The 11,613-nt window shown below is 42.8% G+C and carries 13 protein-coding genes; 7 read left to right on the forward strand and 6 right to left on the reverse strand.

Annotated features, from left to right (window positions below; genetic code table 11):
- Nucleotides 1-60 precede the first annotated feature (60 nt).
- From psb32 to O9300_RS10295, 3 genes are all read left to right on the forward strand, one after another.
- On the forward strand, nt 61-744 hold the full coding sequence (gene psb32, locus O9300_RS10285) for a photosystem II repair protein Psb32 (protein ID WP_287693225.1): 684 nt from the start codon (nt 61-63) through the stop codon (nt 742-744).
- A gap of 232 nt (nt 745-976) precedes the next feature.
- On the forward strand, nt 977-1,576 hold the full coding sequence (locus O9300_RS10290; protein WP_061433132.1) for a hypothetical protein: 600 nt from the start codon (nt 977-979) through the stop codon (nt 1,574-1,576).
- A 479-nt stretch (nt 1,577-2,055) separates the two neighbouring features.
- A complete protein-coding gene (locus tag O9300_RS10295) occupies nt 2,056-2,874 on the forward strand; it encodes a transglutaminase-like domain-containing protein (RefSeq protein WP_287971549.1) in 819 nt (272 codons plus the stop codon).
- 172 nt (nt 2,875-3,046) lie between these two features.
- Here the strand turns inward: O9300_RS10295 and O9300_RS10300 are convergent, their stop codons facing one another.
- A complete protein-coding gene (locus O9300_RS10300) occupies nt 3,047-3,853 on the reverse strand; it encodes a DUF8623 domain-containing protein (protein ID WP_190721858.1) in 807 nt (268 codons plus the stop codon).
- Nucleotides 3,854-3,930: 77 nt separating this feature from the next.
- Here O9300_RS10300 and murG point away from each other — a divergent pair, with 77 nt between their 5' ends.
- Entirely contained in the window at nt 3,931-5,004 is a 1,074-nt protein-coding gene (gene murG, locus O9300_RS10305) for an undecaprenyldiphospho-muramoylpentapeptide beta-N-acetylglucosaminyltransferase (RefSeq protein WP_287971551.1), read from the forward strand.
- On the opposite strand, the gene O9300_RS10310 is transcribed toward murG, so the two are convergent.
- The 3 genes from O9300_RS10310 to O9300_RS10320 form a co-directional block, all read right to left on the reverse strand.
- On the reverse strand, nt 4,986-5,576 hold the full coding sequence (locus O9300_RS10310; RefSeq protein ID WP_287971552.1) for a Uma2 family endonuclease: 591 nt from the start codon (nt 5,574-5,576) through the stop codon (nt 4,986-4,988). The two genes, murG and O9300_RS10310, sit on opposite strands and share 19 nt — an antisense overlap.
- A gap of 35 nt (nt 5,577-5,611) precedes the next feature.
- Nucleotides 5,612-6,472 (reverse strand): fructosamine kinase family protein, encoded by an 861-nt coding sequence (locus O9300_RS10315; RefSeq protein WP_287971554.1) that lies wholly within the window; start codon nt 6,470-6,472, stop codon nt 5,612-5,614.
- Nucleotides 6,473-6,602: 130 nt separating this feature from the next.
- Nucleotides 6,603-7,892, reverse strand: a complete 1,290-nt coding sequence (locus tag O9300_RS10320) for a M16 family metallopeptidase (protein ID WP_287971555.1) — start codon at nt 7,890-7,892, stop codon at nt 6,603-6,605.
- A gap of 328 nt (nt 7,893-8,220) precedes the next feature.
- On the opposite strand from O9300_RS10320, the gene O9300_RS10325 reads away from it, so the two are divergent.
- The 3 genes from O9300_RS10325 (at nt 8,221) to O9300_RS10335 (ending at nt 10,685) form a co-directional block, all read left to right on the forward strand.
- Nucleotides 8,221-9,159, forward strand: a complete 939-nt coding sequence (locus O9300_RS10325; protein WP_287971556.1) for a hypothetical protein — start codon at nt 8,221-8,223, stop codon at nt 9,157-9,159.
- Nucleotides 9,160-9,182: 23 nt separating this feature from the next.
- Nucleotides 9,183-9,761 carry a DUF1822 family protein gene (locus O9300_RS10330; protein ID WP_287971557.1) on the forward strand — a complete coding sequence of 193 codons (579 nt, stop codon included), beginning with the start codon at nt 9,183-9,185 and terminating at the stop codon, nt 9,759-9,761.
- An 84-nt stretch (nt 9,762-9,845) separates the two neighbouring features.
- Nucleotides 9,846-10,685, forward strand: coding sequence for a PEP-CTERM sorting domain-containing protein (locus O9300_RS10335; RefSeq protein ID WP_287971559.1), 840 nt, complete (start codon nt 9,846-9,848; stop codon nt 10,683-10,685).
- Between the two features lie 30 nt (nt 10,686-10,715).
- On the opposite strand, the gene O9300_RS10340 is transcribed toward O9300_RS10335, so the two are convergent.
- Both O9300_RS10340 and O9300_RS19685 read right to left on the reverse strand, forming a co-directional pair.
- Nucleotides 10,716-11,051, reverse strand: a complete 336-nt coding sequence (locus tag O9300_RS10340) for a XisI protein (protein ID WP_002790072.1) — start codon at nt 11,049-11,051, stop codon at nt 10,716-10,718.
- A gap of 105 nt (nt 11,052-11,156) precedes the next feature.
- Nucleotides 11,157-11,453 (reverse strand): element excision factor XisH family protein, encoded by a 297-nt coding sequence (locus tag O9300_RS19685; RefSeq protein WP_409875986.1) that lies wholly within the window; start codon nt 11,451-11,453, stop codon nt 11,157-11,159.
- Nucleotides 11,454-11,613 lie beyond the last annotated feature (160 nt).

Consider the following 11,613-nt stretch of genomic DNA (forward strand, 5'->3'; position numbering starts at 1 on the left):
GACTCAAAAAACAGTAAACTTTTCCCCTATCATGTTCTATAGGAATTTTACCGAATCGATATGCTCAAATTATTAGCTTCTCTCCTTCTCTCCTGCTGTGTAGCCTTGGGTGTTTCCCTGTCACCTGCTGCTGCCATGGGAGTCTATGACCTCCCCATTTTAAGCCCCGGAGCGCCCACTTATGTAGTCGATCCCGTTGCGGCCATTAGTGCTGCTAACGAGGGAAAATTAAATAAAGACCTGAAAAACCTCGCCGAAAAAACCGGCCAGGAAGTGAGAATGGTGGTAGTCCGGCGCTTGGATTACGGTCAAAAAATTGACAATTTAGCCGATGATATCCTGAGAGAATGGTATCCTAACTCCGAAGATCGTGCCAATCAAACTATCATCGTTCTTGATACTTTAACCAATAAAACTGCTATTCGGGTTGGGGAGGAAGCAAAACCCCTATTAACCGATGCTATTGCTGATAGTATCCTCTCGGAAACTATGGCAGTTCCCCTCAAAGATGGGGGAAAATATAATCAAGCTTTACTCGATGCTAGTCGTCGTCTAACGGCGGTACTTTCTGGAGAAGCGGATCCCGGACCGCCGGAAGTAGCGACAATTAATATCGAAAGTACCTTTACTACCGCAGAAGAAACTGACGATAAAAGCGCCACGATTTGGGTGATAGTTTTACTGGTTTTAGCCACAGTAATCCCCATGGTTACCTATTTTTGGTACGCTGGTTTTGGTCGCTAAATTAAATTAATGATCTGGGACTGATACAGCTAAAATATTCTCAGAGATAGCTCAATCCTTAGCCTGTATGAGCAAGATGAATTAACTTCTAAGTGGGTGGGTGGAATTAAATATAAGATGAACGTAGGTTGGGTTGAAGCATGAAACCCAACGCCCTACAAATAATTGTGCCTACCTACTTAGTAGATTTTAGTTGTGTCAGTTCACCCCATTTGCTTAACCTTAATAACTAATGTCTAGACTGGTAAATAAATTACAATCCTATTATCGAGAGGAGGAAGGAACTTACTTAATTGAAATTAAACTTAATCAGTTACAGCAAGTCTTTAATTCTCTCGATCCTTCGCCATTTTTAGATAGAGATTTAGACGATAACGCCGAAAACTATATTATTAACTCTGTGGATGAATTCCCCCTAAATACCCCCCTTAAATTAGTCTTTTATCTTCCCAGTAACGAACAGAATACCGCCCGACATCTGTTACCCTCAGCTTTACATAATTATTTTGACTATCGCCAACAGGGAGAACAAAGAAAATTACGCACAATTTGGCGACAGGGACGCATATCTTTGCTAATTGGTCTCTCCTTTCTTTTTGTTTGTTTGAGTCTCAGCGAATTAATTAGTCGTTTTGGCACCGATACATTTATTCACTTCTTAGAAGAAGGATTATTAATTAGTGGTTGGGTGGCCCTCTGGCGACCTTTAGAAATTTTTCTTTACGAATGGTGGCCCGTCAGTTATCAACAAAAGATTTTTGCTAAACTGGCCTACATCCCCATTGAAATCCGTCTATTAGAGGAACCATCCACCCCAGACTCTTTTCGATAGAGCTAATCCTGCCGATGGCTTGTCTTCAAAGTTACAAAGCTTTTAGTTGAAGCAGTTTATAATAAAAGTAACTCTGTACAAAGCTTATCGGGTTTCAGCTTGGCTATTACGGCTGCATCCCACATTTGCAGAAATACCGACAATCAGCAATTATCAGTGACTCTGAAATTGGTACAAAAATATGAACAATCGCGTGTAAGCATCCCACCGAAAAGCTAATGCGCTCCGGGGTTTGGGGGGTAGAACCCCCCAAAAGCTGGGATTGAGTGATAAAACTGAAAGTAACACACCCAATTTTAGGAGAAAGTTTCCCCTGAAAAATCCCAAATCAGTAGATTTACAAAAATGAGATGCACCAGGCCATTACTTTCTCCTCAAACTTTTAACTAAGTAGTCGGGCCTAACTTTTTTCAGTCTGGCGATTATTGGCGTTTCATCTCTACCAATCCTGACAAAATTTCATTTAGATAGGAGTCCTAATGTTAATCCATGTTGGTTATGAATTTGGCTTTGATGCCCCCTTACCCGTGGTCATGTTGTTAAAACTTTATCTACACCCCTCAATTTTAAATCAAGTTAGACAATCGGAAAATTTGCAGGTGGAACCGGCAACAAAAATAGAAGAATTTTTAGATAGCTTCGGTAATCGAACCAGTCGTCTAATTTTACCCGACGGACAGATCCGCATTCACAATGAAGCAGTTATCGAGAATGAATGGAAACCCGATATCGTTAATTGGAATGCCCAAGAAATTCCTTTAGCAGAGTTACCAACCCAAGTTTTTCCCTACCTAATGAGTAGCCGTTATTGCGAAGTAGATTTGCTTGCGGAAATTGCCTGGGAACTTTTCGGACAAACTCCCCCCGGTTGGGCAAGGGTACAAGCGGTTTGTGATTGGGTTCATAGTCACATTCGTTTTGGTTACGAATACGCGCGGGTGACGAAAACCGCCTATGATGTCTATCGGGAAAGAACGGGGGTTTGTCGCGATTTTAACCATCTAGCTTTGACTTTTTGCCGTTGCCTAAATATTCCTGCCCGTTATGCCTCCGGCTATCTCGGAGATATCGGTATTTCTTCCCAACCCCTACCGATGGATTTTAGTGCTTGGTTTGAAGTCTATTTAGACCATCAATGGTACACTTTTGATGCTCGTCATAACACCCCCAGAATCGGGCGGATTTTAATGACTCGCGGCTTAGATGCCGTCGATGCTGCCCTAACAACTTCTTTTGGTCAAGTAAATTTAACAAATTTTAAAGTATGGACGAGCGATGTTTCCCACCTCTATGCTTAATCAGAGTATTTATTAAACCTCTTGCATAATTAATTTTTGAGGGTTCAAAAACGGCAAAAATAAGGATTAAATTGCCTGAAAGTGCCAGCCATTGGAGTGAACGGGGGGAATAAAACCCTACACCCCACACCCCACCAACAAGATTTTTCAGCAAACCCTACTTAGATAAAAATTACTTTTCTACCTTAACCCGTTGAGTAACGACAACAATCCCATCTCCTTGGATTAAAATCGCCGATAACCAACGATTTTCCGGTGTTGCCGGCGCTTTTACCCGCTTAAATAAACCGCCGGACTGTAATAATTCCAATTCTAGAGGCTTTGTATTAATATAACGCTCAATATCTACTTTCTCATCGATCGCCGTTCCGGCCAATAAATCATCCCCTAAAGGTTCGCGGACAATCACATCAAAATCAAATTCTTCACCCACTTTCACCCTTTCGGGAATTCTCACTTGAATACTGGGGGGATTTTTGCCGGTGCTTAACTCAACCCTCTCGCTTAAAATCTCCTGATAAACCAGTTTATTCCCCTGAAATTGTTGACGAGAACGAATCGTAGCATTCATTCCCACCGCTCGTCCCTGCACCTTTCCTGTCCCGGTAATTTTAGTAATTGTATTGGCCGTTAACTTGTCCCCGGAACGACTCCAAGATTCGAGAGTCGTGGTGTATTGTAGATTGTTATAACGTTCCCAAAAATGAGTTAAAGCCTTTTTAGTTTTTTCGTAGGTCAAGCCATCGGAGTTAGTAAATTTCGGACTATAAAACTCCATTAATTGCTTGAGATTTCGCTCATTAGCCGCCGTTTCGATTTTGGAGATAAGCGTTTTTAAATTAGCTGGAGCAGTTTCTGGCTTTTCGGCCCGCAAACTGGTGGCAAGGGTAAAAGTTAACCCTAAACCTAACAGCAACGATAGGGAAAAATTGAGGGATTGACGAAAAAATTTATTGGGAATCGTGTTCAAGTTACGCATTAGTGATAGTTTGTGTAAGGATCAATAACTATGGTAGATTATTTCATTCTAGGGCTGAATTTACCCTCTCTCGAATTATGGCACGCACTCCAACCCGTCTCTTGATTGCCGCTAGTGGTACTGGTGGTCATTTATTTCCCGCTTTGGCCCTGGCCGAGCGCTTGCCGGATTACGAGATTGAATGGTTAGGAGTTCCAGACCGTCTGGAACAGTCCTTAGTTCCAAAAACCTATCCCCTGCACACTATTCCCATTGAGGGGTTTCAAACCCGTTTGGGGTTAAAAACTCTCAAGATTCTGCTGCGTCAACTGCGGGCCATTTGGCAAGTGCGTAGTTTAATCAAAAAACGTCAGATAGCGGCAGTTTTTACCACCGGGGGTTATATCGCAGGTCCGACGATTTTAGCGGCTCGTTTAGCCAATATTCCCGTCATCCTACACGAATCTAACTACATACCGGGCAAAGTCACGAAAGTTCTCGGTCGCTGGTGCGATACGGTTGCCCTCGGTTTTCAGGGAACCGCCAGCTATTTACCCGGCACTCGCACCACTTGGGCTAGTACGCCTGTACGAGAGCAGTTTCTCATTCCCCAGTCCCTGGATTTACCGATTCCAGAGACTGCTTTTTTAATTGTCGTTGCCGGTGGTTCTCAAGGGGCCGTAGCCCTTAATCAACTTGTGCGACAAAGCGCTCCCCAATGGTTAGAAAAAGGTATTTATATCGTGCATCTCACGGGAGAAAACGACCCCGAAGCGGATAGTTTGCGCCATTCTAACTATTTTTCCCGGCCTTTTTACGACAATATGGCGGGATTATGGCAAAGAGCTAATCTAGCTATCAGTCGCTCCGGTGCCGGCACTTTAACAGAATTAGCGATCACTTGTACGCCTTCGATTTTAATTCCCTATCCTTTTGCTGCCGAAGACCATCAGTTCTATAATGCCAAAGTTTTCGCTGAAGCTCAAGCCGCTTATCTTTACCGTCAAAATGAGTTAACTGCTCAGTTTTTAGGCGAATTAGTCCTCGATTTATGGTCTAATCCCGAAAAATTGGCCGCCATGGCCCAACAAGCTTCTCATCTAGCTATTAGTGATAGTGCCGATTTATTAGCCGATTTGTTGAGAAGAAAGAGTCACAAAGATAGTTTTTGAAACAAATCAGCCACCGGAAAAGTGAACCCCGGAACCACATCTTCCCCCTCCAGAAAATCTCCTGATGTTAATAATCCCTGCGGTTCGTACCCGCAACGATAAACTAAAACATAGTGTTGACGGGGACTGATAACCCAGAGCAAACGAGTCCCATTGGCAAAATATTCGGCAATTTTGTCCTCGATTTCTGCCACTGTATTCCCTGGAGAGAGAATTTCTACCACTAAATCGGGCCCACCTTCTAAAAAACCCGTCGGCAATTCTTCCAATCCTTGCAGACGTTCCTTGGCAAAAAAGGCTATATCAGGAGAACGTTTATTGCCATTTTTCATAGTAAAAGCAGTGCTGGAGTCCAATAATACCCCTAGTTTTCGAGATGTTACTAAAGCGAATAAAGCAGCACTTAAAATAATGGCAATATAACCATGTAAAGCCCCAGAATTACCCAGATTAATTAACTCTCCCTTGACCAATTCGTAACGATTACCATCGTCAGGTAACGCCATAAATTCTGCATCAGTCCATACTTTTGTCTCTGGAGTTTTAATCACAGTAGTTTCTCGAATAGACATAACTTATCCTTGGTAAAGATTCACAAGTAAAACCCTTAAAGAATTTCCTGTAACATCCGATTGGCCTGGGAAGCGTAACCACCACCAAATAAATTAAAGTGGTTGAGAATATGGTAGAGATTGTAAAGAGTTTTGCGCTGTTGATAACCAGCATCGAGGGGGAAAACATCGTTATAACCCCGATAAAAAGCCGCCGGAAAACCGCCAAAAAGTTCCGTCATAGCTAAATCTACCTCCCGGTCTCCCCAATAGGTGGCCGGGTCTAAAATTACTGGTTCCCCATCGACGGTAATGGCCGCGTTTCCCGACCATAAATCACCGTGGACAAGGGAGGGATGGGGTTGATGCTGACTCAAAATCTCGCTAATAGCGGGAATAACTTGATCCTCGTCGGGAAAATTGCCGCCGCGCTCCTTCGCAAGTCTTAATTGATAGCCAATACGCTGATGAGCGAAAAAATCCGCCCAACTGTTACTAACGGTATTGATCTGGGGAGTAGAACCAATGGTATTATTACACTGCCAACCAAAGCGATCGGACAGGGAAACTTGATGTAAACGAGCTAAATTTTGCCCCATTTTTTCCCAGCTTTGACTATTGCCACCGCCGAATTCTAACCACTCTAGCACTAAATAACTAGATTTCTCGGCAATTCCCCAACAAATTGGCTCCGGAACCCTGATAGTCTTGGTAGCGTGAATTTGCTTTAATCCTAAAGCTTCGGCGGCAAACATGGCCTCTTGGTTCGCTTGGTTAATCTTAACGAAATAAATTAAACCATTGCCAGTGACGGCATAACCCTGATTGATGCAGCCACCACTAACGGGATGACTTTTCTCAATTTCAAAGGGTTTTTCCGTGGTTTGGGCAATATGTCGGGCAATTTGAGTCCACATAGGTTATCAGAATTCAGGAGTCAGGAGTCAGGAGTCGGGAGTCAGGTGTTAGGGTGTTAGGGTGTTAGGGTGTTAGGGTGTTAGGGTTTTGGTTGAAATTTCCCCATTTCCCCATTTCCCCATTCCCTGTTTACTGAATTGGTCTTACCACAACCACACCGTAAGCGTTAGGATTTAAATACTCTTGACAGGCATTTTGAATATCCTCTAAAGTGAGGGCTTCAATGTGTTGGGGATAACAAAAAGCTGGTTGTAAATCACCGATCTGAGTATGATAATAACCGTAAAGGTTGGCTCGATCGCTCGGTCTTTCATTGCTAAAAATAAACCGATTGGCCACTTGGGTTTTGACTCGTTCCAGTTCAGAAACTGTCACAGCTTCCTGTTGAATTTGTCCAATCTGTGCTACTACCTCCCTTTCCACTTGCTCGATATTTTCCGAGGCTAATTGGGCCGACACGGAAAACACTCCTTGCACTGCTTGGGACATATTACTGGCAGTTATTTGGGAAACTAAGCCCTTTTCTTGGCGCAGAGATTGAAATAATCGCGATACCTTGCCCTGACCCAGAATAGCCGCTAAAACATCGAGAGGATAGGTTTTTTCTAAGTCTCTCAACCCCGGCACTTTCCAAAATAGGATTAAGCGGGCCTGCTGCAAATTTTCATCCTCGTATTCTTGACGGATAATCTCTTTAAAGGGAGCTTCGGGCTTTAGATGGGCGATAGGATGGGAAATCAGCCCAGAATTGCCCTTACTGCCTAAAGTATCTAGAGAATCCCTCACAATAGCCATTAAATCATCTACAGGCAAATTACCCACCACTGCCACCGTCATCCATTCGGGACGATACCAAGTCTGATGAAAATCGCGCATTTGTTGAGGAGTAAGATTTTCAATCACTGCCATCGGACCCAACACCGGACGACGATAGGGTAAAACTTGAAAACAGGTCTCCATGGTGCGATAAAAAGTGCGACGACGGGGATTATCCTGAGAACGACGAATTTCTTCTAAAATAACCTGTCTTTCCCGCTCAAAAGCTTCATCGGGGATTAAAGCTTCTAAAACCACTTCTAGCTGCAGCGGGGCCAGATGGGCGAAGTCCCGCGGGGCAGTGGTAATGTAATAATGGGTGTATTCTTGGCTAGTAGCGGCATTAGTCACCGCTCCCCTCGATTCGATCGCCCGTTCAAATTCACCACTGTCTAAGTTACGGGTTCCCTTAAAAACCATGTGTTCAAGAAAATGAGCCATCCCATTGATCTGATCCGATTCTAAGGCCGAGCCGACCTGCAGCCAAACATTGAGATTAACCGCTTCTACCGGTTGACTTTCGGCAATAATCGTTAAACCATTGGCAAGACGGTGCAGAATCGGAGTGTTAAGCGTGGCAGGTTTCCCTAGGATAGCCGTCATTCTTTATTAGTCCTCGGTGATCACTCTGGCAAAAATTGTCACTTTTCCCTATTGTAGTCCCAGACTTTCACGGAGCCAACAAGATCAGGTGTTGGCCAGCAATTCCAAATTCAGAATGTAGCAAAATTGATCGAGGTAGGGTGTCGCTAGCGCCAGTGAACGCACCGTTAATGGAGGCTGCCGGGATATTCATTCCAAGAAATCGCTTTAGTCAATCAGGGGGTTGACCGTCATTTAAATTTCTAAAATATAAAGTTTTGTGACAACTTGAGACGTTCGCAGGAGTTTGAGGTGATTTCTTTTATGAAAGCAGTTGAGAACATCATCTATGCCGTTAACCCAACCCTGTTTCTCCTCTTCTGAAGTTCGTCTGAATTCCATTGTCTCCCATCGCGATCGCGGAACTTCCCTGAAGCAAACCGATGATGATGACCTGCAATACCTCGCCCTGCAAGCGCGTTCCTATACTGGGACAGTGGGTTTGCAGCAGCAAGCCGCGATCGCTCGGTTACTTGATGCTCTGCGATTTTCGGGTCGGCTACGGGGTCGAGGTCATTATTCGGTAGAGGTCTATGAGGATGCGGTTAATCGAACGTTATGTTGGGTTGCTTTCCACCTCGACCAGTTCGATCCTGACCGGGGCAGTTTTCTGGCTTGGGTCAACTATCGGCTGGATATTCTGTTGCGAGAGGCGTATGCGGAAACGCTTGACCCGCTGGTCAGGGCGCAGAAGCAGCAATTGATTCGTCGCAAGTACCAACTGACGGCAATGGTTAGTCTAGTCGCTAAGGTTGGGCTGGGTTTCTGGTTAAGGTTACAGGTTAAAGGGATCGCGATTGATGAACAAAGTTTTGTCTGGTTGGCGGTTCTCTGTCGGTTATCTGGGCTAAGAAAGGCTAATCGGGCTTTGGGCGATCGCGTTTTTCTGGATCTGGCAAGGGCAACGTTATCGGTATCGCCTTTACAGCAGGTGAGCGGTGAGTCTGTTGTCTTTGAGAATTTGGCTCAACCAGTGGAGCAGCTTTGTTTGTCGGAGTTGATCGCTGAGTATATTGAGTCTGATCCGGAGTTGTTGTCTCGCCCTCATGTCCATAATTGCCCGAAGGCGACTTTGAAGGCAATTTTGAGGGCGCGATTGGAGGCGCGATCTTGGCAGGAGATCGCGGATTCTTTTAGTTTGACTGCGGCGGTAGTGAAGAATTTTTTCTCGCGCCAGATGAAGACGGTTGCGCCTTTAATCGGACAGGAAATTCTGTCTTATTTGTAATTTTTTAAGGAGGTGAATAGCTTTTGAAAAACTCACTGGCTGAGTTTGCAGGGATTTTTGTGGAAAATTCAAGCTTCCAATGGGGGGAAATCAAGATAATGCCTACAGGAATTAATCATCGTTCTGTATTTTTGATTGCTCTAGGAAGGGAAGCCCATGAAATCGCAGATTACTTTTGTCAACAACATTCGGATTTTGCTCTAGCAGAACAGGTCTATCTCAATACTTTGGCTGTGTATGCGGTCAACTGTTGCTTACGGTCTCTGGGTATTGCCACTGATTTGGAAGCGAGTGATAGTTGGAATCCCATCATGCGATCGCGTTTAGCTGTAGCGGATTTGGTGGTGAGGGGTAAGGGGAAAGTTGAATGTTGTCCTGTGATACCGGGTGAGGATTTTATCGAGATTTCTGAGGAGGTTTTATCGGACAGAGTTGGTTATCTATTTGTTGAGATTAATGCTGAGATGTCTGAGGGAAAGGTGTTAGGTTTTTTGGAGAAAGTTAATGAAACTAAGTTAAGTCTTTTGACATTAATTTCTCTGGATGATTTGCCAGCATATCTGGAGAAAGTCAGTCCTCCACAATTAAGGTCTCAAATTTAATTAGGGCTGAGTTTTTTGAAAAGTAATCTGTTTCAGTTCGATTGTCAAAGTTTTGAAGTAATCAAATTAAGGAGAAAATTCATTATGAATCGTCAAAATGCTATAACCATTGTATCTAAAATGGCTGTCGTAACTGCTACGATATCTCTAGGTTTCATGACTTTAGAAAATCAGGCTGCTAATGCGGTTCCTATTTTCTTGGAACCGACTCCGTACTTAAGCTTTAATGATAGCCCATTTAAGAGTGTAAATTTTAACTATTTCTATCTTGAAAACTTTGAAGATGGTCTTCTCAATACTCCAGGTGTAACAGCTTCTAGTGCCAGTGGATTACCCATTTCTGTTAATCCTCCTGGTTTTTATCAAGATTCTGTTGATAGTGATGATGGGGTAATTGATGGAAATGGACAGCAAGGTTATAATCTATTAGAGCGGGGAAATGGAGTTATAGGAGGCTTTAATTTTACTTTTGATAAAAATACTTTAGGAACTCTTCCGACTCATGCTGGTATTGTTTGGACAGATTCAAGTTATGGAGGGCCATCTGGGACAGATGGAACACCGCTTACTTTTGAAGCTTTCAATGCTCAAGGAGATTCTCTCGGCAAGATTCAATTAGGTCAAAACCAAATTGGTGATGGAAGATTTGATGGAACTACGAGTGACGATCGTTTCTTCGGAGTTATAAATCCAGAAGGAATTTCAAAGATCTCAATTTCCCAAACTTTAATAAATGCAGCTATTTCAGTAGATCATTTACAGTATGGATCTATCGCTTCCCAGACTCCAAAGAGTGTTCCTGAGCCTTCTAATATCTTTGGTCTAGGATTACTAGGATTAGGTTTAGCAGCAACAAAAATGAAAGGTGTCCTATCAAAAAAAGCAAAGTCACCAACAGATAACCCCCAAGAACCAGACAGCTAACTGCGATCTATTGCAGTAGGATAAATTAATTTATCCTACTGCATAATCGGTCAATTGACGAAGTATAGGAGGATGAAAGCCAATGACAATATCTTTTTTAGGAACACCTAATTTAACTAAGTCTTCAGCAATATCTTGTTCTGTCATATTCCATTGAATCCAAATTTTATCAGACTTGAGATCAATATGAATGAGACAATAATGTACATACTTTTCGCCTTCCCACCCAAAGGTAACGACCTGATAATGTTCTTTTTGTTCATCAAAAATAGCTTGAATCTCTAAATCATTACCAGTAGGTTTATATTGAGTATATTCTGAGAGAATATTTTTGACTAATTGACGATATTTTGCTAACTTATCCATGTTAAGATTACCTCCTGACTTGGCGAAAAAATGATTAATTTTAAATGGTTTTCTCTAATCATCAATTGGGTAAAATCTAAAGAGAAAAAAGTGTCGTAAGTAAAACTAGGAATCTAAAAACAAGACTCTATCTGAATCTTTTCTCTTTAAAACCGCCCGATAATTAATAAATTGTCCTAGGGCAGTATGAAATTCTGAGATCGCTGAAGACCCCTCTAAAAAACTTTTAATTTCTACGGCAATCTTTTGATGATCTTTAGTCGCAGCAATCAGCTTTTCTGCGCCTAAATCGACAGCCATATTCACCCCTCCAAAACTTATCGTATAAAGGTCATGAGTAATTAACCAATTATCTTTGATCAAAGCGTTTTTGGCTGCTTGATAAACTAAATCTTTAGCCAATTTTACCTTTCTCCTGATTTGATAGGTTATCTTTCCCTGTTTTGAGGTGCGGCTTGAGCAACAAGGACAACTAATTTTCTCTGAACTATAGTACTGAGTCCCATCTAGGGTGACGAGTAAGTTGCCATCCAAGGCTGCAAACAGCCTTAAATAGCCTTGG

This window comes from Microcystis sp. LE19-195.1E, assembly GCF_027532095.1.
GTDB classification, from domain to species: domain Bacteria; phylum Cyanobacteriota; class Cyanobacteriia; order Cyanobacteriales; family Microcystaceae; genus Microcystis; species Microcystis aeruginosa.